Here is a 23452-nt window from a genome sequence, read left to right as displayed (position 1 = left end):
TGCACAGTTCCTCGGATGCACGACGGTGGTGCAGGCGCGACGAATTGACGGTGTGATCAGCACGTCGGTGGGCGTCGTCGACCCGGAATCCCTGCGGATCGACAATGACTGGGAATCAGGCGAACTCGGACTCCGCGCGGAGTCGCTCGCCGCAGAAGCACTTGCGCGCGACCGGACTCTCGACGCGGATGCGGTCCGTGGCGAGGTGGTCGTGGTGGCCGATCTTCCTGCAGGCCAGCGGATTCGGGTGTCGACATCGGTGGGCGAGGTCGATGCGGTGTCACAGGACGGTGTGCGCGTGGGGGATTCCGTCGCGCTGCGGTTGCGTCCCGAACACGTGGCGGTGATCGGCAGGGGAGCATGCGGACCGTCGTCGCGGGTGCCATCACCACCTCCGATGGCCGACTTCTGTTGGCGCAGCGCAGTTATCCGCAACAGGTTGCCGGTCTGTGGGAGCTGCCGGGTGGCAAGGTCGAAGACGGCGAAGACCTGGCGGCCGCGTTGCGTCGTGAACTGCGAGAAGAACTCGAGGTCGACGTCGAGGTGGGTGCACTTCTCGCCGACTCCGTCGAACTCTCGCACGACCTGACGCTCGTCGCGCTGTGGGCGCGGATCGTCGACGGTGTGCCGAGGGCGGTCGAACACTCCCGACTGCTGTGGGTGAGCGCCGACGAACTCGACGATATGGCTGCAGCGGGCCGGCTGGTGCCCGCCGATACCGCATGGGTGCCCGAACTCCGCGAGGTTCTGCGCCGAGCGTGATGACAGGGCCAGCGTCAACTCGTTACATCACGAATGGGTAATCGAACCTGCGCTCAGACAACACTCGGTTTACTGTCGTACACCGAACACCGGGTGTGGCGATCCGCACATCCCGTCACACCAGGGGCGCACGCGACATCGCTGTGGCTGCCGAATCGAAAGTGGGAGTCGGAGTGGGCAATCGAGGGGGAGTAACGCCGTATCGGCGTACGGTTCGGTCGCGCGGCGGCCGGTGGCGATCGATGGCGACCACCGGTTGCGTCGTGGCGCTCACGGTGGCCGGGATGTTGGGAACGAGCGGGGTGTTCGACGCCGGCCGCGCCTCGGCTGCACCGCTCGGGTCGTCGGGCTCAGCCGATAGCGGTTCGGCGGGATCGTCGGATGGCAGCGACCCCTTCTACACGCCGCCGGCGGGCGCGCTTCCCGCGGCAGGCACACTGCTTCGGACACAGTCCATGTCGACGTTCATCACCGTGCCCAATCGGGCCGGGAAGATCCCGGCGTCGGCGACGAAGATCTTGTATGTGTCGACGAATGCTCTCGGCAAGAAGGTCGCGGTCAGTGGCTACTACCTGCAACCGTCACGGCCGTGGACCGGACCGGGCACGCGTCCCCTCGTCTCGTACGGGCCCGGCGCACACGGCATGGGCGACCAATGTGCGCCTTCACGTTTGATCTCCTCGCCGAACGTGGCGTCACCCGGCGGGCCGATGGCCGAGATCGAAGCACTGATCACCTACAACCTGCTCGCGCGCGGCTACGGCGTGGTGAGCACCGACTACATCGGACTGGGGACACCCGGCGATCACACCTTCGCGATGCGCGTCGACCAGGGCAACGCCGTGATCGACGCCGCACGCGCCGCGTTGCACCTGCCAGGCGTGAATCCGGCAACCAAGGTCGCGCTCGCCGGTTATTCGCAGGGCGGCGCCGCGACGGCCGCTGCAGCGGAACTGATTGACTCCTACGCCCCCGACCTGGCCAACCATGTTGTCGGAATCTATGCGGGCGGCGCTCCGACCGATCTGCGCAGCCTGCTCAATCACCTCGACGGTCAGCGCCTCGGCGGAGCGATCGGTTGGGCCATCGACGGGGCGATGGCGCTGTATCCCGATATGGCACAACAGATTCCTTCGCTGCTCGACGCCGAGGGCAAGCGCGTGACGAATCTTGTTCGCGGACAGTGCATCGTGGCGACGACCCTCATCGGATCGCCGAAGACGAGTACGTGGACTGCCAGCGGCAAGACGATCGGAGAGCTGATCGACTCCACCCCCGCGCTTGCCGCGCGCGTGAACGATCAGAAGGTCGGTATGCGCAAGCCAACCGATATCCCGATCCTGTTGTCCAGCAATCCCGTTGACCCGACGGTCCCCGTCTCGCAAGGTCAGACGCTATTCGCCGAGTGGTGCGCCAAGAACCCACGGTCACTCGAATATCGGAACATCAGCTTTCCGGTGATCGGAGGAACTGCGTTGGGCCACATCGCGGGTGGAGTCGCCGGATACAACGAGGCCTACGAATGGCTCGCCGACAGATTCGCAGGGAAAGCCGCGGCGAGCGGATGCGTGCGGAAGGCGCCATCGAACGGACTGACGACGGGCTCGGCAGGATCATCCGGGTCGTCCTGACGACGAACGCGTCGGTGAAGATCTCGCGTGCGAGGTGAGCGCGGCGCGGAGTAGCTTCGTCGGCTGTGACGCAACAGCGACGGCAACGGATCGAGCGGCCTTCGGCCACACGCGACGTGCGTTGGCTGGCTCCGGCGTTGATGCTCCTGGGTGGCACGTCGATGTACCTCGGTGCCGCCATCGCGATCGAGCTCTTCGACGTGGTGTCGCCCGCGGGTGTCGCGTGGTTGCGCATCGCCGGGGCAGGGCTCGTGCTGCTGATCGTGGTGCGTCCCAGCCGCGCCGCGTGGCAGTGGTCGCGGCTGCGCCTGGCGGGCATGTTCGGCCTGATGACGGCCGCGATGAACATCGCGTTCTACCTCGCGCTCGACCACCTGCCACTCGGCACGACGGTCGCACTCGAGTTTCTCGGTCCCATCGCGGTGGCGGCGGCCGGATCACGTACAAGGCGCGATGTCGCGGCGCTGCTCGCCGCCGTGATCGGCGTGGCACTCATCGTCGACGTGCACTGGGCGGGAAGCGTGCTCGGCGTCGTGCTTGCGCTGGTGGCCGCCGCGTGTTGGGCGGGTTACATCGTGCTGGGCCGTCGCGTCGCCGTCCGCGGGGCGGGGATCGAGGACCTGACAACGGGTTTCGTGGTCGCGGCGATCGTGACGTCGCCGCTGGCGCTGACCGTCGGACCGGCCGTGCGGGCCGGCGAGAACGTGTGGTGGCTCATCCTGCTCGCGCTGGGACTCGGGGTGCTCTCGACAGCGGTTCCGTACGCCCTCGATCAGGTCATCCTGCGTTCGGTGGGTCCGGCTCGGTTCGCCGTGCTGCTCGCACTGCTGCCGGTCACAGCCGCTGTCGTGGGCTTCGTCGCGTTGCGGCAGGTTCCCGCGCTCACCGAGCTGCTCGGAATCCTCGCCGTCGCCGGGGCGATCCTGGTCCAGGCGGGTGGACGGTCGCGGTGACGACGACGACCCCGCAAAGAGCACCGCAAAACCCACTCCCACCTGTGTGATCGCGCTCTCATGGTCCGAGCAGATACCCTGTTGAGCGTCGTAGAGTCCACATCCGGTGCCTGAAACCGGATCGCCGACGGCCCGCACATGCCTTCGGGACGTCGAAAAAGATGAAAGAGAGCTCAGTGAGCGCTGTCCCCAACTTCCGCAATGTCGCGATCGTCGCGCACGTCGACCATGGCAAGACCACGCTGGTCGACGCGATGCTCCGCCAGTCCGGAGTGTTCGGTGAGCGTGCCGAGCTCGTCGATCGCGTGATGGACTCCGGAGACCTCGAACGCGAGAAGGGCATCACCATTCTCGCGAAGAACACCGCGGTGCATCGTCGTCAGCCCGACGGCACCGAGGTCGTTATCAACGTCATCGACACCCCCGGCCACGCCGACTTCGGCGGTGAGGTCGAGCGCGGCCTGTCGATGGTCGACGGCGTCGTGCTGCTCGTCGACGCGTCCGAGGGTCCGCTCCCGCAGACCCGCTTCGTGCTGCGCAAGGCGCTCAGCGCATCGCTGCCGGTCATCCTGCTCGTCAACAAGACCGACCGTCCTGACGCGCGCATCTCGGAGGTTGTCTCCGAGACCCACGATCTGCTGCTCGACCTCGCCTCCGACCTCGACGACGAGGCCGCCGCCGCTGCCGAGCAGGTCCTCGACCTCCCGGTCCTGTACGCCTCGGGCCGCGCAGGCATCGCCAGCACGGTGGAGCCCGCGAATGGTGAGGTCCCCGAGGGCGAGAACCTCGACCCCTTCTTCGACGTCCTGATGGAGCACGTCCCCGCGCCCAAGGGCGACGCGGATGCTCCGCTGCAGGCGCACGTCACCAACCTCGACGCCTCGCCGTTCCTCGGCCGCCTCGGGCTGGTCCGCATCCACAACGGCACGCTCAAGAAGGGCCAGACCGTCTCCTGGATGCGTGAGATCACCAAGGAGGACGGCACGGCGGAGCCGGTCGTCGAGCGCGCCAAGATCACCGAGTTGCTCGCGACCGTCGGCGTCGAGCGCAGTCCCGCGGAGTCGGCCGTCGCAGGCGACATCGTGGCCATCGCCGGTATCCCCGAGATCATGATCGGCGACACCCTCGCCGACGCCGAGAACCCGGTCGCCCTGCCGCGCATCACCGTCGACGAGCCGGCCATCTCGGTCATCATCGGCACCAACACCTCGCCGCTCGCCGGTCGGGTGAAGGGCCACAAGCTCACCGCGCGCATGGTCAAGGATCGCCTCGACAGCGAGCTCATCGGCAACGTGTCGCTGCGCGTCGTCGACATCAATCGCCCCGACGCCTGGGAGGTGCAGGGTCGTGGTGAGCTCGCGCTCGCGATCCTCGTCGAGCAGATGCGACGCGAGAACTTCGAGCTGACCGTCGGCAAGCCGCAGGTGGTCACGCGCAAGGTCGACGGCAAGGTGCACGAGCCCTTCGAGCACCTGACGATCGACGTCCCCGAGGAGTACCTCGGTGCGGTGACCCAGTTGCTCGCGGCGCGTAAGGGCCGCATGGACCAGATGAACAACCACGGATCCGGTTGGGTCCGCATGGAGTTCCGGGTGCCCTCCCGCGGCCTGATCGGCTTCCGCACCGACTTCCTGACCGAGACGCGCGGCACCGGAATCGCCAACGCCGTGTTCGACGGCTACGACGCCTGGGCGGGCGAGATCCGCGCACGCCACACCGGCTCACTGGTCAGTGACCGCGCGGGTTCCGTGACGCCGTTCGCGATGATCCAGCTCGCCGATCGTGGAACGTTCTTCGTCAACCCGGGCGATGACACCTACGAGGGCCACGTCGTCGGCATCAACCCGCGCGCGGAAGACCTCGACATCAACGTCACCCGTGAGAAGAAGCTGACCAATATGCGTCAGTCGTCGGCAGACGTCATGGAGACGCTGGCCAAGCCGATGCATCTCGAGCTCGAGGGCGCGATGGAATTCTGCGCAGCTGACGAGTGTGTCGAGGCGACCCCCGAGGTCGTGCGGGTGCGTAAGGTGCATCTCGATTCGTCCACGCGTGCCCGTGAGCGTTCGCGAGCCAAGACGCGTGATCAGGCGGCCGGCTAGCCGACCTCGTGAGTGTCGGGGTGGTGCTGGCGTGAACATCGGGACGTGATGGTGGGGGTGAGTGGGTGACCGGCAGGAGGCCGCCGATGCGGGCGCGAGCGGTTGACCGTTCTCGACGGCGTAGGCACCTCCTGTTGGCGATGCTGAGCGCTGTTGTGGTGGCGACGATGGCCGGGTGCATGTCCGACCCGCCGCCGCCGGTCCGCGAGACCGAGGCGCCACCGCAGACCCCCGCCGAGTACCCGACGGAGAAGACGATCTACGTCGCCACCGACTCGGTCGGCCAGGGATTCAATCCGCATCTCGCCGCCGATCAGAGTCCGGTCACCACCGCAATCGCCTCGATGACACTGCCGAGTGCGTTCGAACCCGTTCAGACGCCCAATGGTGTCGTCTGGCAGCGCTCCGAGGCTCTGCTCACCTCTGCGGAGGTCACGTCGCAGCAGCCGTTCACGGTCACCTACAAGATCCACACCAATGCGCAGTGGTCCGACGGTCTGCCCGTCACCGGCGACGATTTCAGCTATCTGTGGCAACAGATGTCGCGACAGCCCAACGTCGTCGCGCCCGCTGGGTACCGGTTGATCGACTCCGTGGAGTCGAGCAGCGGCGGCAAGGTGGTGACGGTCAAGTTCGCGCGCGCATACCCGGCGTGGCGCGAGATGTTCACCTGGCTGCTTCCCAGTCACGTCCTCAAGGGGGCGCCCGCCGGATTCCAGACCGGTATGGACAGCGGTAAGCCGGTGTCGGCTGGTCCGTTCTCGGTGTTTTCGATCGACACCACCCGCGACGAGGTGCGACTGATCCGCAACGACCGCTTCTGGGTGAAGCCGTCGATCCTCGACCAGGTGGTGCTGCGCAGGGCTGGTACTGCGTCGCAGATGGTGGAGTCCGTGCGTTCGGGCGACTCGTCGCTCGCGACGCTGGCCACCGGGCCTGCGAGCAGCGCAGAACTCGCCGCCGTCCCGGGGATCGCGACGCAGCGTTCGGCGACGTCACGAGCGTTGAGTATCAGCGTCAACGCTCGCACCCCGGTGATGAACTCGGTGGCGGTTCGTCGCGCGATCCTGGGAATGATCGACCCGTCAATCGTCACCTACGCGGGCGCGGGCGACACCGTCGTCACGCCGTACGCGAACACCGTTCTCGCACCGTCGGATCCGGGATACTTCGCAGTCGACCGTCAGCGCCCGAGCGTCGAGCAGATCGACGAGTTGCTGGGGTCGGCGGGCTACCGGCGTGGAGCGCCCACCCCGACCTCGACGCCGTCTGCCGGTTCGTCTGTTCCCTCGAGTGCACCGACCACCAGTTCTGCGTCACCCTCATCGGGAGCGTCGTCGTCCTCGACGCCACCCGACCCCGCGTCGACCATGTCGCCGGTACCCGACGGTGTCGCCGGTTTCTCCAAGGACGGGCGCGACCTCGCCGTGCGCGTTGGTGCGATCAGCGGTGACGCGCGGTCGACCGCCGCCGCTGCCAACATCGTCGACCAGCTACGCAACGCGGGTGTACGTGCAGCCGTGGTGTCGCTGCCCAACAACGAGTTGTATGGGGTCGCCCTTACCGAATCGCGTGTCGACATGGCCGTCGGCTGGACGGGCCTCGGGGTGCCGCCTGCCGCGGCACTGGCGTCCCAGGTCGACTGCGACCAGCCCAAGCCGGGTACGGCACCGAGCCTCTCGACGCCGCCGACCCCCACGAGCGATGCCCCCGACCAGCAGCAGCAGTCGTCGACTCAGGACGTCTACGCGTCGAATCCCTCGGGAGTGTGCGACAACGTGCTCATCGGCCTCGCGCGCGACGCCTTGTCGTCGGACGACCCGCTACCGCAGTTGACCGAGGCCGAACCGCTACTGGCAGCGCAGTCGATTTATCTGCCGCTTTATCAGGACAGCATGATGGTGGGTGTGACGCGCAAGGTGACCCACGTTCCGCTGTCGGGACCGATCCAGGTCTCGATCTTCGGCACGGCGAGCACATGGAATCTCTCGTGAGCGCCCAGCGATCCGATCGTCGACTGCTGCTGCTTCACGCGCACCCCGACGACGAGACGATCATGACCGGGGGCACCATCGCGCGGTACCTCGCCGAGGGCGTCGACGTGCGCGTGCTCACGTTCACGCTCGGCGAGGAGGGCGAGGTGATCGGCGACGAATGGGCGCAGTTGGTCGCCGACGGCGGTGCCGATCAGCTCGGCGGCTACCGTATCCGCGAGCTGACCGACGCACTGGCCGCGCTCACTCCGGAGGGTGCAGCGCCGCTGCGTCCGGAGTTCCTCGGCGGTGCGGGGCATTGGCGCGATTCGGGGATGGCCGGTTCGGCGTCGGCGCAGCATCCGCGTGCGCTCGCGCAAGCGCGCTTCGACGATGTCGTGGCAACACTCGCGAACGTCATCGCCGACTTCGACCCGCACGTCCTCGTCACCTACGACATGGCGGGCACCTACGGTCACCCCGACCACAAGATGGTCCACACGGCGTCGATGGCGGCGATCCCACTCGTCGAGGCCAGAACCGGGCGCGAGCTCATCGTCTGGGAGTCGGTCACCGAACACAGTGCGCTGCACGAGGGATTGGCCTCGGCGAGCAGCGTTCCGCAGGGGTGGCGGATGCCCGGGACGGGGGAGTTGCCCAGCTATCCCGACGACGAGATCGACGCCGCGATCGACATCAGCACCGTCTACGACCGCAAGGTCGACGGGCTGCGTGCGCACGCCACGCAGGTGACCGTCGCGGAGTCGGGAACCGAGTACGCGCTCAGCAACAACATCCTGCAACCGATCATGAGCGACGAACACTTCGTGCTGCGGTCGAACCGGGATCGCCTCACGTCTGGGCGCCGTGCTGCGGATCTCTTCTTCTCGGACCACGCGTCTGACGGCTCGTCTGACGGAGTGGCGTGATGCGCGTCGCCGACCGGGTGCTCCTCGGATTCCTGATCCTCGATGGATTCATCGTCGGACTGCTCTCGGTCGGCTTCGTCTACCTGCGCCTCGGAGGGACACCCGTACCGGTCGCTGCGATCGGCGCCGGCCTGCTCAACTGCCTGCTGCTGTGGCTGGCCGCGAAGTACACCGACGGCCCGCTGCGGTACGGCCCCCTGGTGGCGTGGCTGATTGTGCTTGCCGTGGCAGGCATGGGCGGCCCGAGAGGCGACGTGATGCTCGCGCTGCAGGGCAGCATGACGCTCGCGACGTTGCTGCTCGTGATCATCGGACTCGGCGCACCCGTCGCGTTGGTCTGGTCGAGACGCCTGCCCGAGGCCGAGGCCTGACCGGGTTCCGCGTTCGCTGAGCCTCTCCAGCTGCGTCCGCCGGGGGTGGCGACGGCAGCGATCGTTAGAGTGTTCTGCATGGTGTTGCGCGCGTGGGCGAGTGACCGCCCCGCCCCAGTCGAATCGGTTCGGTCGGCGTTGGCCGCTGTGCGAGCCGGCGCGGCGTCGGTGACCGACGCCGAGTGGGTGGCCCTGCTCGGCGCCGATGGCGACGACCTGCTCGAACTGTGCGCACTCGCCGACGCCGCCCGCAGGGAGGTCACCGATCCCGACGTCATGACCTTCGTGGTGAACCGCAACTTCGACACCGCAGTTGTCGCGGCCGACGATTCGGCAGTCTCGATCGAGGCGCTCGTCGCGGAGGCGTGGTCGCTCGGAGCCACCGAGATCTGCATGCAGGGCGCCATACCAGGTGATGAACGCGGCGACGTCTACCTGCGCATCATCGAAAGAATCCACGCCGCGTCGCCGGACATGCACCTGCACGCCTTCCGACCACCCGAGATCCGCGACGGTGCCGCGCGCATGAGCCTCGACGTCCCGGAGTTCCTCCGGCTGGCGCGCACCGCGGGACTCGGGTCCGTACCGGGCACCGCGGCACAGATTCTCGACGACGAGGTGCGTGCGGCACTGCATCCCGCAAGTGCGCCGCAGCCGGTATCGGAGTGGGTCGACACGATCCGCGCCGCCCATCTCACGGGCCTGTTCTCCACCGCCACTCTGCTGTACGGCCACGTCGAAGAGCCCGAGCATGTGGTCGCACACCTGCGACTGCTTGCCCGCATCGCCGACGAGACCCACGGCTTTCACGAGTTGATCGTGATGCCGCTGCTGCCCGAGAACGCACCACGTCACCTCGCCGACGTGGCCACCCACTCGGTCGGTGTTCGTGAGACCAGGGCGGTCCACGCGGTCGCGCGTCTGATGATGCTCGGACATATCGACCACATCCAGGTCGCCTGGACCAAGCTCGATCGCGACGTCGTCCTCGACGTTCTCATGGGCGGCGCCGACGACATCGGCGGCCTGCTACTCGACGGCGAGCTCTCGCCGGAATCAGGCCAGGAGGCCGGTCGCACGCTGTCGGTCGACGACATCGCGGAGATCGCTCACACGGTTGGGCGGCTGCCCCGGCAGCGTCGTACCGACTATGGCGATCCTCCGGAGGGGCGTCGAATCACGTTGCCGCAGAACGAGAATATGCGGGCCTGCGGGTGACTGCCGACCATGTGAGCACGCCTGACCGTCGAGCTGTCGCAGAGCCCGACGTCGACGTCGTGATCGTCGGTGCCGGGTTCGCCGGAATCGGGATGGCCACCAAGCTCGCTCGACGTGGACGCGAGTCGTTTCTCGTTCTCGAGCGTGCCGACGCCGTCGGGGGAACGTGGCGGGACAACACCTATCCGGGTATTGCCTGCGACATTCCGGCGCATCTCTACTCGTTCTCGTTCCGTCCGCCTGCCGATTGGTCGTCGGTGTATCCCAGTGGTGGCGAGATCCGCGAGTATCTCGAACGGACCGTGCTCGACGAGGGATTCGACGACCGACTCCGACTCGGCTGTGAGCTGCTCGACGCCACCTGGAATCCCGCAGCCGCTCGGTGGACGATTACGACGTCGGACGGCGAGATCACTTGCCGTGCATTGGTTCTCGCTGTCGGGCGGTTGTCGGAGCCGAGAGTCCCCGACATCGAGGGACTCGACTCGTTCACCGGCGAGGTGGTCCACACCGCGGCCTGGCGCGACGACCTGCCGCTCGACGGCGCGCGCATCGGTCTGGTGGGTACCGGTGCGTCGGCGGTGCAGATCGCTCCCCATCTCGCCGAGAACGCCGAAGAACTCGTCGTCTTCTGTCGGACGCCACCGTATGTCGTGCCGCGTGACGATCGGCGGTACACCGTCGAAGAACGCGCCACCTACCTCGACCCGGCTGTCGCAGATGATGTGCGCGATCAACTCCTGCGCGACGCCGATGCCGCGTTCCGTCAGCGGCTCGCGCTGCACCCGGATATCGACGAGATCCGCGCGCGCGCACGAACTCAGCTGCACGCCCAGATCGACGATCCGGAACTCCGATCGATCCTCACGCCCGACTACGAGATCGGGTGCAAACGCATCCTGTTGAGCGACGACTTCTATCCGACGCTTCTGCGCGACAACGTGATCCTCGAGCCGAGTGCGCTCGACACGGTGCGCGAATCGAAGGCTCGCGCGGCCAGTGGACGCTGCTATGACCTCGACCTACTCGTGCTGGCAACGGGATTCGAGGCCGCCCGGCCTCCAGTCTCCACGCGCATCACCGGTGTCAGCGGCGAACGGCTCGACACGCACTGGTCCGACGGGATGACGTCGTACGCGTCGACCACCGTGCACGGCTTCCCCAACATGTTCGTGCTCGACGGCCCCAATGCCGCACTGGGGCACAACTCCGCCATCTACATGATCGAGACCCAACTCGGCTACGTTCTCGGCGCGCTCGATGTACTCGCCGACGACGGGATCCGATCGGTGGAGGTCACCGCCGACGCCGAAGCCTCCTACACAGCCGAGATCGACGAGCGCGCCTCGTCGACGGTGTGGTTAACCGGCTGCAACAGTTGGTATGTCGATCCGGACAGCGGAAGGCTGACGCTGCTCTGGCCTGGTACGGCAGTCTCGTTTCGAGAGAGAAACGGTACGTTCGATGTAGGGCCGTATGTCGTCGAGACCCGCGAGGGGTGAGCGTGATGACAACCGACATGACTGCACGTGAGGCGCTCGACGTGTTGCGCGCGGGGGGCGACGTCGGGCTCGCCGAGGCGACGGCGCTGCTGTCGGCGTCGGGCGACGACCTGACCGCGGTGGCGGCGGTCGCGTCGGCGATGCGCGACGAGGGGCTTGCCGAGGTGGGTCGGGAACGTCAGATCACCTACTCGCGCAAGGTGTTCGTGCCGTTGACGCGGCTGTGCCGCGACCGGTGTCACTACTGCACGTTCGTGACGGTGCCGGGCAAACTGGCACGGGCGGGCGAGGGCATGTTCCTCGAGATCGACCAGGTGCTGTCGATCGCACGCCAGGGAGCCGCGCTCGGCTGCAAAGAAGCGCTGTTCACCCTGGGCGACCGGCCGGAGGATCGCTGGCCGCAGGCGGGCGAATGGCTTGCCGCACGGGGATATTCGTCGACACTCGACTACGTGCGCGCAGCAGCGGTTGCCGTCCTCGAAGACACCGGCCTGCTGCCGCATCTCAACCCCGGCGTGATGAGCGCCGAGGAGATGGCGGTGTTGCGGCCCGTTGCGCCCTCGATGGGCATGATGCTCGAGACCACCTCGCGCAGACTGTTCACCGAGAAGGGGCAACCGCACTACGGCAGCCCCGACAAAGACCCGTTGGTCCGGCTGCAGGTGCTGCGCGATGCGGGTGATCTGCGGATTCCCTTCACCACGGGCATCCTCGTCGGCATCGGTGAGAGCTTGACCGAACGCGCGGAATCGCTACTCGCACTTGCCGATATCGCGCGTGCCGGTCACATCCAGGAGGTGATCGTGCAGAACTTCCGGGCCAAGCCCGACACCGCGATGCGCGGCACACCCGACGCCGAGATGACCGAGTTCCTCGCGGCCGTGGCAACCGCACGCATCGTGCTCGGGTCGCGCATGCGGGTGCAGGCGCCGCCGAACCTGGTGTCGGGGGAGGAGTGCGCGGCGTTGATCGCCTCGGGCATCGACGACTGGGGTGGCGTGTCGCCGCTGACGCCCGACCACGTCAACCCCGAACGTCCGTGGCCCAACCTGACCACTCTCGCCGAGATCACCGCGGAATCGGGATACGTTCTCGCCGAGCGGATCACGGCCCAACCGCCGTACGTGCTCGACGCCGAGAACTGGATCGATCCGTCACTGACGGCGCACGTTGCGGCACTCGCCGACCCGGACACCGGACTCGCGGCAGACGCCAGGCCGTCGGGCCGTCCCTGGCCCGCCGTCGCGTGAGGGAGTCTGAGGCGTCGGGAGGTCTCGCGGCTTCGGGAGGTCTTGCGGCACTGAGAAGTTCAGTCGTCTGACTGCGTGGCGAGGATCGCTCGGTAGCCGCCGACGACGTCGGTGGCGCGGTGTAAGCCCAACTGCTGCAGCGACGCCGCAGCCAAGCTCGACGTATAACCCTCCGAGCACAGGATGATCCACCGCACGTCATGATCGACCGCCTCGTCGATCCGGGCGTCACTGGCGGGGTCGCAGCGCCACTCGAGGACGTTGCGCTCGATGACCAGTGCGTCGGGATGCTCTCCTTCGGCGGCGCGCTGCGCGGCCGGGCGGATGTCGACGAGGACTGCTCCCCGCTGGAGTTCGTCGGGCAGATCCTCGGCGTCGACCCGCTGGAGGCTCTCGCGGGCGTTCAGCAGGAGGTCATTGATCGTCATCGGCACACCGCAAGGCTATCGGGATCATTCGGGTTCGTCGGTGAGTTCTGTGCGTGTGCGTCGCAATCTGCTCGAGTCGGTGACCTCGTAGAACGACATCGCCGTCAGCGGTGGCGAATAGGCATGCACGCTGAGGGTGGGGCCCGGTTCGTTCACCGAGCCGAGGCGGTGCGAGGTTGCGTGCGCCTGGTTGAGTCCGCGTAGCGGAGGGGCGCTGGCGTGATGCTGCACGTCGTGGACCCAGCCGAGGGGAAACGACGCCTGGTCGCCCGCGGACAGGATGCGCAGTGCGAGATCGTTGCCGGTCCAGCGGTACTCGCGCAGCGCGCCGGACAGCACGGTCAGTGCGCCGAGTGAGCCGGCGTGGTCGTGTAGGTCCGTCGAGCGGTCGGGTGTCCAACTGATCAGCCAGAGGTCGAGGTCGTCGTCGGATTCGAGGCGGGTCGACCAGCGCTCGACGGGGTCCCAGGTCGGAGGCAGCAGGTGGTTGTATCGACCGTCGAGAACGTCTGCGACGCCCTGATCGGTGATGCGCAGGAGGTCGGCGGGTCGAAGTCTGGTGGGAAGGGTGGCGCTCGTCGGTCGTGTCGCGGCGCGGTGCACGGGATCGAGGGTCGAGGTCATGAGTACTCCGGACGAAAGGTGGAGAGGGGGTCGGGGATCAGCGGATGATCAGCGACGTCGACAGTGCGCGATGGCCAATCCCACGCTGATCTGCTGGGCCCCGTTCCGGGCGATGATCAGACTCACCAGGACAGGATGCTCCCGACGTCTGTGCCACGGGAGGGTTGGCGTCACGCTGAACGCAAATCGACGGCTGCCGTCGGGGAGGGAATCGAGTCGTCGAAACTGTGATCTTCGTCGTGCCGAGTTGCCCTGACCGGGAAAGATGTGGGCGATAGCACGGGGCGATGTGGGCTGTGGCATTGCCGGGCAGATAAGGTTGACGATGCGTGTGTGCTCGGCGCCTGTCTCGGGGGAGGTCGGCGGTGCGCGCGTGCGACGCGATCAGCCCTCGCGTCGAGGTCTGCCGCCGTGTGAGCACACGCGGGCGCGAGCGGACACATGAACGTGTGATGCGGAAAAGGAGAAAGTGGTGACGTACATCATCGCGGAGCCCTGTGTGGACGTGATGGACAAGGCCTGCGTCGAGGAGTGCCCTGTCGATTGCATCTACGAGGGTGGCCGCAGTCTGTACATCCAGCCGGATGAGTGCGTGGACTGTGGTGCCTGCGAACCGGTGTGTCCTGTGGAAGCGATCTTCTACGAGGACGACGTTCCCGACGAGTGGGAGCCCTACGTCAGCGCGAATGCCGACTTCTTCGACGACCTCGGTTCGCCGGGTGGCGCGAGCAAGGTCGGCAAGACCGACTTCGACCCGCCCTTCGTCAAAGAACTCCCGCCGATGAACGAGGGCGAGGACTGACTTGCGAACGGCCCGCCGGGCACGTGTGAGTGAGGCGCTACCCGATTTTCCCTGGGATTCGCTCGCCGAGGCCAAGGCGACTGCTGCCGCCCACGCGGACGGCATCGTCGACCTCTCTGTCGGCACTCCCGTCGATCCCGTCGACACGCTGATTCGTGAGGCGCTGGCGTCCGCGTCGGATTTCCCCGGCTATCCGACAACGGTCGGTACGAAAGAGCTACGCGAGGCCGCCGCAGAGGCTCTCGCACGCCGGTACGGCGCGTCGGGCCTCGACGAATCGTCGATTCTGCCGGTCATCGGGACCAAAGAGGCCATCGCCGGGCTGACCTCCGCGCTCGGTATCGGCGTCGGCGACAACGTCGTGATCCCCGAGGTCGCCTACCCCACGTACGAAGTCAGTGCCCTGCTGGCGGGCGCGTCGGTGACACGAGCGGATTCGACGCTGCAGATCGGCCCGGTCATGGGCAGTTCGGCACCAGCGCTGATGTTCATCAACTCACCGTCGAATCCGACGGGCCGCGTGCTGGGCGTCGACCACCTGCGCAAAGTGGTTGCATGGTGCCGCGAGCACGACACGATCCTCGCGTCCGACGAGTGCTACCTCGGACTGTCGTGGGACACCGAGGCAGTGTCGATTCTCGATCCGCGGGTCAGCGACGGCGACCACACCGGGCTACTCGCCATCCACTCCCTGTCGAAGATCTCCAACCTGGCGTCGTATCGCGCGGGCTTCTTCGCGGGCGACCGCGACCTGATCGCCGAACTCCTTGCCGTGCGCAAACATTCGGGCATGATCGTGCCGTTCCCGATCCAGGCCGCGATGACCGCTGCGCTCTCCGACGACACGCACGTCGAGGCGCAGCGCGCCCGCTACCAGTTGCGCCGTTCGCGGCTGCTGCCCGCGGTGCGCGAGGCGGGTTTCCGCGTCGACGATTCGGAGGCCGGGCTCTACCTCTGGGCCACCCGCGGCGAGGGCTGCCGTGACACAGTCGCGTGGCTCGCCCAACGCGGAATCCTGGCTGCCCCCGGAGACTTCTACGGACCGCTCGGGGTCAACCACGTGCGCTTCGCTCTGACCGCCACCGACGAGCGCATCGACGCCGCCGTGGCGCGGCTCACCGCCTGAGGGCCACCCGCCCCGCCGACTGGGCGGATCTGGCCAGATCCGCCCGCGCCCGCCGCAGATGTGTGTCGAACGTAAAGATGTGGGTGCTGCAGCACCCACATCCTTCGATCCGACACACATTTACATCCCGCCCCGACGATCCGCTGAGTGAGCCGGCCGCGAGCGGAGCGCCCTACCCGCTGATTGAGCCGGCCGCGAGCGCAGCGAGCTGCCCCATTCGCTGAGTGAGTCGGCCGCCCTACCCGCTGATTGAGCCGGCCGCGAGCGCAGCGAGCTGCCGAGTCGAAATCACACGCCGCCACGGAGGCGTCCGCAACGCCGACTCGGCAGCCCCGAGTCAGTTGTTCTTGTGCAGCGCCTCGTTCAGCGCGATGCCGTCGCCCTTCCACGGCACGACTTCGACAGCGCCGGTGAGGCTGTTGCGACGGAACAGCAGATTCGACTGCCCGGACAACTCACGCGCCTTGACCGACGCGCCGTCGGGTCCGGTCACCTTGGTGCCGGCGGTGACGTACAGCCCGGCCTCGACGACACAGTCGTCGCCGAGAGGAATGCCGCAGCCGGAGTTCGCGCCGAGCAGGCAGCGCTTGCCCAGCGAGATGATCTCTTTGCCGCCGCCCGACAGCGTGCCCATCGTCGACGCTCCGCCACCGATGTCCGAACCATCGCCGACGACGACGCCCGCGGAGATCCGACCCTCGACCATCGACGACCCGAGCGTGCCCGCGTTGTAGTTCACGAATCCCTCGTGCATCACGGTGGTGCCGGGGGCGAGGTGGGCGCCGAGACGCACGCGATCGGCGTCGCCGATACGGACTCCGCCGGGTGCGACGTAGTCGACCATCCGCGGGAATTTGTCGATGCTCAGTACGGTCACGTGTCCACGTGCGCGAAGGCGTCGTCGAACCTTCTCGAATCCCTCCACCGGGCAGGGGCCGAAGTTCGTCCAGACGACGTTCGACAGCAGACCGAAGATGCCCTCGAGATTCGCCTCGTGCGGCTCGATGAGTCGGTGCGACAGCAGGTGTAGACGCAGATAGACGTCGTAGGCGTCCGACGGGGCGACCGACAGATCAGCAATGGTGGTGCGCACCGCGACGATCTTGACGCCGCGTGCCTCGTCGAGCCCGACCAGATCGTTCAGGTCTGGGGGAATGTCGTCGCCCTCGAGGATCTTGGTGTCGGCAAGGTCGGGCGTTGCGAGTTCGGGGTCCGGATACCAGACGTCGAGGACAACGCCGGGATCGGCGGACCCTCCGTTGGTCACGGTTGCGATGCCTGTTGCGTAAGCGCCATTCGTCGTCACGGGCAGGAGTTTACCGGCGACCTCCCCTCGGGCTGGGGCAGGTCGCCGGGATCGACCCGAATCAGTGCTGGTGATACATGTGGTCGTACTCGACGCGGTCGTGCTCGGTGTTCACCGGGAAGAACGCGCTGTGGTACATCTGTCGGCTCAGTGCGATCAGCACCGCCGCGCCACCGGCGAACGCCGCCACCATGACCACCGCCCAGACGATTCCCGCGGTGGTTTCGCCTGTCGCCAACATGGTCAGCGAGACCGCCAGCGACAGGAAGCCCGCCAGCACGAGAACGAAGGCGACCACCCCCATCGGGTGATTGCCGTGTGACACGTGGGATCTGTGGAAAGCCGTCATGGCGCCATCTCCTCGATTCGACGACGCACTCAGCCTAGTGTTACCAAGGTCACATTTCGGTGGTCGATGAGGGCAAGATACGAACGTCGACCAGGAGGCACGGCCGGGTCGAGGCCCCGCCCAAGTCGGGACCTCGACCTTGCTGGCCAACATCGTGGCCGGACGCTATGCGGCCTGGTGGCGGTAGACCTCCAGGTAGTGCTGCTCCTCTTTCGGTGACGCATCGGGCAGCAGCGCGCTGTGGTGGAGGCGTCGTGTCATCACCGAGACGATGCCGATCCCGATCGCCATTCCGATGACCGCCACGATTGCGGCGACGAGGGCGGCAGATCCGTGCCCGAAGGCGAGCGCTGTCAGGGCCAGCGGTGCGGCGCCGAAACCGACCAGGAAGATCGCGAATCCGGCGATGGCGGCAGGGTGCTGCGGGTTATCGGTGTGCATGCGGCGGATGGACATCGGACATCATCTCCTCGACGAGTGGTCTACGCGTCCAATGTTCGACCCCGGTTGGCTTGGGGGAGAGGGTCTTTCGTCCCAAGACGACAGGGCCTTGGGTCCGGTGGGCTGACACCCTGTGGGAGCGAGTGCGTGTCGAACGCTGGTGTGAGCTGTTGGAAGCCTCCGACGACAAGGTCGCCACGCGGACCGAGTTGTGCACCGCTGATGTTGTGCACCGCTGATCGGCACGCGGCCCCGCCGCCCAGATCACGGCACCTCGTCGACATGCGGCGTCGTCGGGTCCCGGTCGCCGAATGCGCAGCGGAACTGTCCGTCACTGTTGTGCCATCGGAGACCGACGTGGCTCAGCTCAGCGCGCAGTAGAGGTCAACCGGGTTTGTCAGGGTTGCAGCAGCGCCTTGATCGCCCGTCGCTCGTCCATCGCGGCGTAGCCCCGCGCCACGTCGCTCAGCGCCAGTGTGAGGTCAAAGACCTTGCCCGGGTTGATGTCTCGATTCATGATGCGCGTGATGAGATCCGGCAGAAACCGACGGACGGGCGCCGGGCCGCCGTGGAGGTGGACGAGTTTGTAGAAGAGCTGGTCGCCGGGAATATCCACTCCGTGTGCCACCCCGACGAAGCCGACGTGTCCGCCCGGGCGCGTCGAATCGATGGCCTGCGTCATCGACTGCTGCGTGCCGACTGCCTCGATCACCGAGTGCGCGCCGAGTCCGTTCGTCAGGTCCTTCACCGCCGCGACGCCCTCGTCGCCGCGTTCGGCCACGATATCGGTCGCCCCGAACTCCAGGGCCAGCTTCTTGCGCTGCTCATGCCTGCTCATCGCGATGATCCGCTCGGCGCCGAGTTGGGCAGAGGCGAGCACGGCCAACAGTCCGACGGCGCCGTCGCCGACCACGACGACGGTCTTGCCCGGCCCCACCTGGGCTGCGGTGGCACCGAACCAACCGGTCCCGAGGACGTCGGACGCACTGAGAAGGTCGGGCACGATCTCGTCGTCGGGAACCTCGGGTGTCGCGACCAGCGTGCCGTCGGCAAGCGGGACGCGGAGGTACTCGGACTGGGCGCCGCGTACGGGTGCGCGGTGTACGCAACCGGTCTGGTATCCGGCCCGACAGATGTCGCAGGTGTTGTCGGATGCGAAGAACGAGCCGATCACGAACTGACCGGGTGCCACCCCGGTGACCGCGGATCCGACCTCCTCGACGACGCCGACGTATTCGTGTCCCATCGACACGGGGTGGGTGATCTCGTTGATGCCGCGATAGGTCCACAGATCCGACCCGCACACGCAGGTCGCCGACAGCCGGATTATCGCGTCGGTCGGTTCGACGATCGCGGGTCGATCAAGCTCTTCGAAGCGCACGTCGAATGGCGCGTGGATGACGGTTCCCAGCATGCGTTCCACCATGCCACCGGCGCTCGGCGACTGCTACCGGGCCGTCGACGCCGCCTCGTCGGCCAACACGATCTCGATCGCGGCCCCGAAGACGATCCGTGCGTGCAGTTCGAAGAGCGCGACGAAATCGACTGCATCGCCGTCGATCTCGCGTGCGACGAAGATGCCGTCCGCGCCGGAGATGGCGTAGGTGGCGATCAGGTCGACCCCGCGGTCGCTCAACTCGGGCGCGGCGTCGCGGACCAGAGTGGCGAACTGGCCGTGGGTGACGGTGCGGGCGTTCAGGTAGATCTCGCGGCCGCTCGGCTGCTTCTCCCGACGTTGGAGGGCGAGTTTGAGTCCGAGTCGGAGGAAATCGGGACTTCGTGTCAGCGCACTCGCCACATGTCGCCCGATCTCCAGCGCCCGGATTCTCGCCTGATTGGTCGGTAGATCGATGGTCGTCACCCAGCGCTGGAAGCTGCGCTCGATGACCGCCGCGATCATCTCGTCTTTGTCGGCGAACTGCCAGTAGATCGATGTCGGCGGGAGTCCTGCGCGCTTGCTCACCTGGGCGATCGTGGTGCCGTCGTAGCCGAGCTCCGACGCGACTTCGGTTGCGGCATCGAGGATTCGCTCGCGCGAACCGGGTGAGCGCTGACGCCCTGTCTGCGCGGCCGACGGCCTCTGACGCGTCGACGGTACAGACGGCTGTTCTGACGAGGAGCTCACCAGGCCAGCCTACCCAGAACTCTGTGCATTCATGGACATCCAATATACGAACAGCTACATTCTCTGTAGTGAAGCATACAGAGAACGCTTCTCGACCCCTCGAGGTAACCGATGACTCAGCCCAACATCGTCTTCGGCTTCACCGATCAAGAGCGGTACTTCGACTCGTGGCCGCAGGGCATGGACCTGCCGGGACGAGAACGACTGCAGTCCGAGGGGGTCAGCTTCGAGAAGCACTACGCGCCGGCATCGATGTGCACGAGTTCGCGATCGGTGATGATCACCGGACTGCAGACTCCGGACACCAAGATGTTCGACAACTCCGACATGCGTTACGTGGCGCCGATGAGCTATGACATCCCGACCGTCGGCGACATGCTCCGGATGGGCGGCTACTACACCGCCTACAAGGGCAAGTGGCATCTCAACGCCGCGTTCGACGTCGAGAACCCCGAGCACCTGTTCACCGCGGAAATGAACAACTACGGGTTCTCTGACTGCATGTGGCCGGGCGACGTGGTGGGAAAGACGTTGGGTGGCTACAAGTTCGACGACGTCATCGGCGGAACCGCGCTTGCGTGGCTGCGCAACAGGGGCCGTCCCCTCACCGACGAGCAGCGACCGTGGGCATTGTTCGTGTCGCTGGTGAACCCGCACGACATCATGTACTTCAACACCGATCTTCCCGGCGAACCGGTGCAGGACACCGGGCGTCTTCTCATGGAGGCGGCGCCCGCACCGACCAACGCCCTCTACGAGAAGTCGTGGAACACAACACTTCCGTCGAGCCTCGGGCAACGATTCGACGAGTCGGGCCGACCGGCAGCACACGGCGAGTTCGACCGTGCATGGGCGTATACGCTCGGTCACATTCCGCTGGAAGAGGAACGCTGGCAACGGCATTCGGACTTCTACCTCAACAGCATCCGATCTGTCGACCGCCAACTCGAACTCTTGCTCACCGAGCTCGACAACCTCGGTCTCGGCGACAACACGATCGTGGTCTTCACCTCCGATCACGGCGAAATGGGTGGTGCGCACGGACTCCGCGGCAAAGGGCCGTTCGCCTACGAGGAGTGCATTCATCTGCCGATGCACGTCCGCCACCCGGACGTCGCCGGTGGCCAGAGCATGAATGCGCTCACCGGTCATATCGATCTGGTGCCCAGCCTGTTGTCGATGGCAGGAATCTCATCGACCAACGCATCTGAGTTCGCCGGGCGTGACCTCCCCGGATGCGACTTCTCCGAGGCGCTATCGGACCCGGCGTCGGCCGAACTGCACAGCAGGCGCGATGCAATCCTTTACACCTACAGTGGGATCGCGACCAACGACGCCGAGACGATTCGTGCCGTCGTCGAACTCAAGGCGGCAGGCAAGGATCCGCAGGCGGAGTTGTTCGCATCGGGCTGGCAACCCGACTTCACCAAGCGCGGCAGTCTGCGCACGGTCTTCGACGGCCGGTACAAGTTCACCCGCTACTTCGCGCCGATTCAACGGCACGTTCCCGCCGACATCGACGAACTCTACGAGCACAACGACGTCGAACTCTACGATCTGCGCACCGATCCCGGCGAGATGAACAATCTCGGCGCCGTCAAGGGCCGCAACGACGACCTGGTCATGGCGATGAGCAACGCGCTCGAAGCCGCCATCGCACGCGAGATCGGCGTCGACGACGGTCGCGAGATGCCCGCGTTCGAGTCCGTGGAGTGGCATCTGGACACGATCGACCTCTGAGGCCGTCGCCTGTGCCATCCCGACGGTGCACAAGGGGCGATGGGTCGGCACACGCGCGATAAGTTGGAGAGGTGAGCACCACCGAGAACTCCGTTGCCGAACTCGACCTGCATGCCGACCCCGTCGAGTTGACCGCTGCACTCGTCGACATCGAGAGCGAGTCGCACAACGAATCGGCGATCGCCGACGCCGTCGAGAAGGCGCTCCGCGAACAGACGGTCGGGTTCGAGGTGCTCCGGCACGGCAATCGCGTTCTCGCGCGCACGAATCGCGGTAAGCCGAGCCGAGTCATCCTCGCTGGCCACCTCGACACCGTGCCTGTCGCGGGCAACCTGCCGAGCCGACGCACCGTCGACGATGCCGAGGGCGACGTGCTGCACGGCTGCGGAACCGTCGACATGAAATCGGGCGACGCGGTCTTCCTCCATCTCGCCGCAACTCTCGACGATCCGTCGCACGATCTCACGCTCATCTTCTACGACTGCGAAGAGATCGCGGCCGAGTACAACGGGCTCGGATTCCTCGAACGCGAACTGCCCGAATGGCTTTCAGGCGACGTTGCGATTCTCGGTGAACCGACTGCCGGGCAGATCGAAGCCGGATGCCAGGGGACCCTGCGTGTTCGGCTCACCGCGTCGGGCACCCGTGCGCATTCGGCGCGATCGTGGATGGGCGACAACGCAATTCACAAACTCGCCGGAGTCCTCACCACGCTTGCGAACTATCAGCCGCGCTACGTCAACATCGACGGCTGTGAGTATCGCGAGGGGCTGTCGGCGGTCGGCATCGGCGGGGGAGTGGCGGGCAATGTGATACCCGACAGCGCCTGGGTGACCATCAACTTCCGGTTCGCCCCCGACCGCAGCGTCGACGACGCACTCGACCACGTTCGCGACGTGTTCGCCCACGATCTCGACACCGACATGATCACGCTCGAACTGACCGACGCCGCACCGGGCGCGCTGCCAGGACTCAGCCACCCCGCCGCAGCCGCGCTGGTCGACGCCGCTCACGGTCGGTTCCGTGCGAAGTACGGCTGGACCGACGTGTCGCGGTTCTCGGCTCTCGGAATCCCGGCCGTCAACCTCGGCCCGGGTGATCCGAACCTCGCGCACCGCGTCGACGAGCGCGTACCTGTCGCTCAGATCGCCGAGGTCACCGAACTCCTCAGGGCGTATCTGTCCTGACCGTGTCTGTGCTGAAGACCCCGGCGTCGAGCGCGGCGAGTGTCGCGTCGACCGCCACCCGTGCGTCGTGCTCGGTCGGCGTGCGGACGCCCGTGAGCATCAGGTAGTACAGCGGCGCCGACACGGATCGGATCACCGCAGACGTGTCGGTGTCGTCGGGGATGTCGCCTCGAACGATCGCGTCGTCGACGCAGCTCGCCCATTCACTCACCCGCGTGCGGTAGAACTCGGCGAGCGCGTCGCGCGTGCGGTCGTCACCGGTGGCCGCCGCGATGAGCGCGCCGAACAGCGGGCCCTGCCTCCGATCGCGCAGCGTGTCGACGACGAGCCGTGCGTTTGCCAGTAGGTCGTCGGCGAGATTGCCTGTGCGCGTGGCAGATACGGACTGTGTTGCCATCTCTCGCAGTAGATCGGCCACCAACGCCTCGGGTGTACCCCAACGTCGGTAGACCGTCGTCTTGCCGACACCCGCCGCAGCGGCAATCGCGCTGAGATCGATACTCGCGAAGCCCGCGTCGATGAGCGCGTCCTCGGTCGCGGTGAGGACCGCGGCCCGGACCGCCGCTGTGCGACCGCCCGGACGCGGTGGTGCTGTGCGACCTTCCGGACGCGGTGTCGTGGTGTCGACCATGA

22 protein-coding genes are annotated in these 23452 nt (G+C 66.7%); 14 read left to right on the top strand and 8 right to left on the bottom strand.

Features of this window, described 5'->3' with window-relative positions; all coding sequences use genetic code 11:
* Nucleotides 1-360 precede the first annotated feature (360 nt).
* The 10 genes from B3T59_RS07805 (at nucleotide 361) to cofG (ending at nucleotide 12691) form a co-directional block, all read left to right on the top strand.
* Nucleotides 361-762 carry an NUDIX domain-containing protein gene (locus B3T59_RS07805; RefSeq protein ID WP_287001922.1) on the top strand — a complete coding sequence of 134 codons (402 nt, stop codon included), beginning with the start codon at nucleotides 361-363 and terminating at the stop codon, nucleotides 760-762.
* A gap of 242 nt (nucleotides 763-1004) precedes the next feature.
* Nucleotides 1005-2393, top strand: coding sequence for an alpha/beta fold hydrolase (locus B3T59_RS07800; protein ID WP_287001921.1), 1389 nt, complete (start codon nucleotides 1005-1007; stop codon nucleotides 2391-2393).
* 65 nt (nucleotides 2394-2458) lie between these two features.
* On the top strand, nucleotides 2459-3346 hold the full coding sequence (locus tag B3T59_RS07795; protein WP_376782619.1) for an EamA family transporter: 888 nt from the start codon (nucleotides 2459-2461) through the stop codon (nucleotides 3344-3346).
* 176 nt (nucleotides 3347-3522) lie between these two features.
* On the top strand, nucleotides 3523-5448 hold the full coding sequence (gene typA / locus B3T59_RS07790) for a translational GTPase TypA (protein ID WP_287001920.1): 1926 nt from the start codon (nucleotides 3523-3525) through the stop codon (nucleotides 5446-5448).
* Between the two features lie 86 nt (nucleotides 5449-5534).
* Nucleotides 5535-7442: an ABC transporter family substrate-binding protein gene (locus B3T59_RS07785; protein WP_376782618.1), complete on the top strand. Its 1908-nt coding sequence runs from the start codon at nucleotides 5535-5537 to the stop codon at nucleotides 7440-7442.
* Nucleotides 7427-8350, top strand: coding sequence for an N-acetyl-1-D-myo-inositol-2-amino-2-deoxy-alpha-D-glucopyranoside deacetylase (gene mshB / locus B3T59_RS07780; protein WP_287001918.1), 924 nt, complete (start codon nucleotides 7427-7429; stop codon nucleotides 8348-8350). The genes B3T59_RS07785 and mshB overlap by 16 nt, the downstream gene beginning before the upstream one ends.
* A complete protein-coding gene (locus B3T59_RS07775) occupies nucleotides 8350-8721 on the top strand; it encodes a facilitated glucose transporter (RefSeq protein WP_287001917.1) in 372 nt (123 codons plus the stop codon). The genes mshB and B3T59_RS07775 overlap by 1 nt, the downstream gene beginning before the upstream one ends.
* Before the next feature lie 78 nt (nucleotides 8722-8799).
* Nucleotides 8800-9939, top strand: a complete 1140-nt coding sequence (locus tag B3T59_RS07770) for an FO synthase (protein WP_287001916.1) — start codon at nucleotides 8800-8802, stop codon at nucleotides 9937-9939.
* Nucleotides 9940-9950: 11 nt separating this feature from the next.
* Complete coding sequence (locus tag B3T59_RS07765; protein WP_287001915.1) at nucleotides 9951-11441, top strand: flavin-containing monooxygenase; 1491 nt, start codon at nucleotides 9951-9953, stop codon at nucleotides 11439-11441.
* 17 nt (nucleotides 11442-11458) lie between these two features.
* On the top strand, nucleotides 11459-12691 hold the full coding sequence (gene cofG / locus B3T59_RS07760; RefSeq protein ID WP_376782621.1) for a 7,8-didemethyl-8-hydroxy-5-deazariboflavin synthase CofG: 1233 nt from the start codon (nucleotides 11459-11461) through the stop codon (nucleotides 12689-12691).
* A gap of 59 nt (nucleotides 12692-12750) precedes the next feature.
* Here the strand turns inward: cofG and B3T59_RS07755 are convergent, their stop codons facing one another.
* Nucleotides 12751-13119 carry a rhodanese-like domain-containing protein gene (locus B3T59_RS07755; RefSeq protein ID WP_285897655.1) on the bottom strand — a complete coding sequence of 123 codons (369 nt, stop codon included), beginning with the start codon at nucleotides 13117-13119 and terminating at the stop codon, nucleotides 12751-12753.
* 24 nt (nucleotides 13120-13143) lie between these two features.
* Nucleotides 13144-13743 (bottom strand): cysteine dioxygenase, encoded by a 600-nt coding sequence (locus B3T59_RS07750; protein WP_064904346.1) that lies wholly within the window; start codon nucleotides 13741-13743, stop codon nucleotides 13144-13146.
* A gap of 469 nt (nucleotides 13744-14212) precedes the next feature.
* On the opposite strand from B3T59_RS07750, the gene fdxA reads away from it, so the two are divergent.
* Nucleotides 14213-14545: a ferredoxin gene (fdxA, locus tag B3T59_RS07745; RefSeq protein WP_005207375.1), complete on the top strand. Its 333-nt coding sequence runs from the start codon at nucleotides 14213-14215 to the stop codon at nucleotides 14543-14545.
* Between the two features lies 1 nt (nucleotide 14546).
* Nucleotides 14547-15671 carry a succinyldiaminopimelate transaminase gene (gene dapC, locus B3T59_RS07740; protein WP_064863605.1) on the top strand — a complete coding sequence of 375 codons (1125 nt, stop codon included), beginning with the start codon at nucleotides 14547-14549 and terminating at the stop codon, nucleotides 15669-15671.
* A 337-nt stretch (nucleotides 15672-16008) separates the two neighbouring features.
* On the opposite strand, the gene dapD is transcribed toward dapC, so the two are convergent.
* The 5 genes from dapD to B3T59_RS07715 all read right to left on the bottom strand — a co-directional run bounded on the left by dapD (nucleotide 16009) and on the right by B3T59_RS07715 (nucleotide 19892).
* Nucleotides 16009-16977 (bottom strand): 2,3,4,5-tetrahydropyridine-2,6-dicarboxylate N-succinyltransferase, encoded by a 969-nt coding sequence (gene dapD / locus B3T59_RS07735; protein WP_082933730.1) that lies wholly within the window; start codon nucleotides 16975-16977, stop codon nucleotides 16009-16011.
* Between the two features lie 61 nt (nucleotides 16978-17038).
* Complete coding sequence (locus B3T59_RS07730; protein ID WP_251722943.1) at nucleotides 17039-17326, bottom strand: hypothetical protein; 288 nt, start codon at nucleotides 17324-17326, stop codon at nucleotides 17039-17041.
* 165 nt (nucleotides 17327-17491) lie between these two features.
* On the bottom strand, nucleotides 17492-17782 hold the full coding sequence (locus B3T59_RS07725) for a hypothetical protein (protein ID WP_251722944.1): 291 nt from the start codon (nucleotides 17780-17782) through the stop codon (nucleotides 17492-17494).
* 382 nt (nucleotides 17783-18164) lie between these two features.
* Nucleotides 18165-19181 (bottom strand): zinc-dependent alcohol dehydrogenase family protein, encoded by a 1017-nt coding sequence (locus B3T59_RS07720; RefSeq protein ID WP_287001913.1) that lies wholly within the window; start codon nucleotides 19179-19181, stop codon nucleotides 18165-18167.
* Nucleotides 19182-19214: 33 nt separating this feature from the next.
* Nucleotides 19215-19892 carry a TetR/AcrR family transcriptional regulator gene (locus B3T59_RS07715; protein ID WP_251722946.1) on the bottom strand — a complete coding sequence of 226 codons (678 nt, stop codon included), beginning with the start codon at nucleotides 19890-19892 and terminating at the stop codon, nucleotides 19215-19217.
* 111 nt (nucleotides 19893-20003) lie between these two features.
* On the opposite strand from B3T59_RS07715, the gene B3T59_RS07710 reads away from it, so the two are divergent.
* Entirely contained in the window at nucleotides 20004-21632 is a 1629-nt protein-coding gene (locus B3T59_RS07710; RefSeq protein WP_287001912.1) for a sulfatase-like hydrolase/transferase, read from the top strand.
* A gap of 71 nt (nucleotides 21633-21703) precedes the next feature.
* Nucleotides 21704-22819 (top strand): succinyl-diaminopimelate desuccinylase, encoded by a 1116-nt coding sequence (gene dapE, locus B3T59_RS07705; RefSeq protein ID WP_064867184.1) that lies wholly within the window; start codon nucleotides 21704-21706, stop codon nucleotides 22817-22819.
* Here dapE and B3T59_RS07700 read toward each other — a convergent pair.
* Nucleotides 22800-23450 (bottom strand): TetR/AcrR family transcriptional regulator, encoded by a 651-nt coding sequence (locus B3T59_RS07700; protein ID WP_039856239.1) that lies wholly within the window; start codon nucleotides 23448-23450, stop codon nucleotides 22800-22802. The two genes, dapE and B3T59_RS07700, sit on opposite strands and share 20 nt — an antisense overlap.
* Nucleotides 23451-23452 lie beyond the last annotated feature (2 nt).

It is taken from the genome of Gordonia sp. UBA7860 (assembly GCF_002500165.1).
Taxonomy (GTDB): Bacteria; Actinomycetota; Actinomycetes; order Mycobacteriales; family Mycobacteriaceae; genus Gordonia; species Gordonia sputi.
This window is presented reverse-complemented; position numbering and strand designations above follow the sequence as displayed.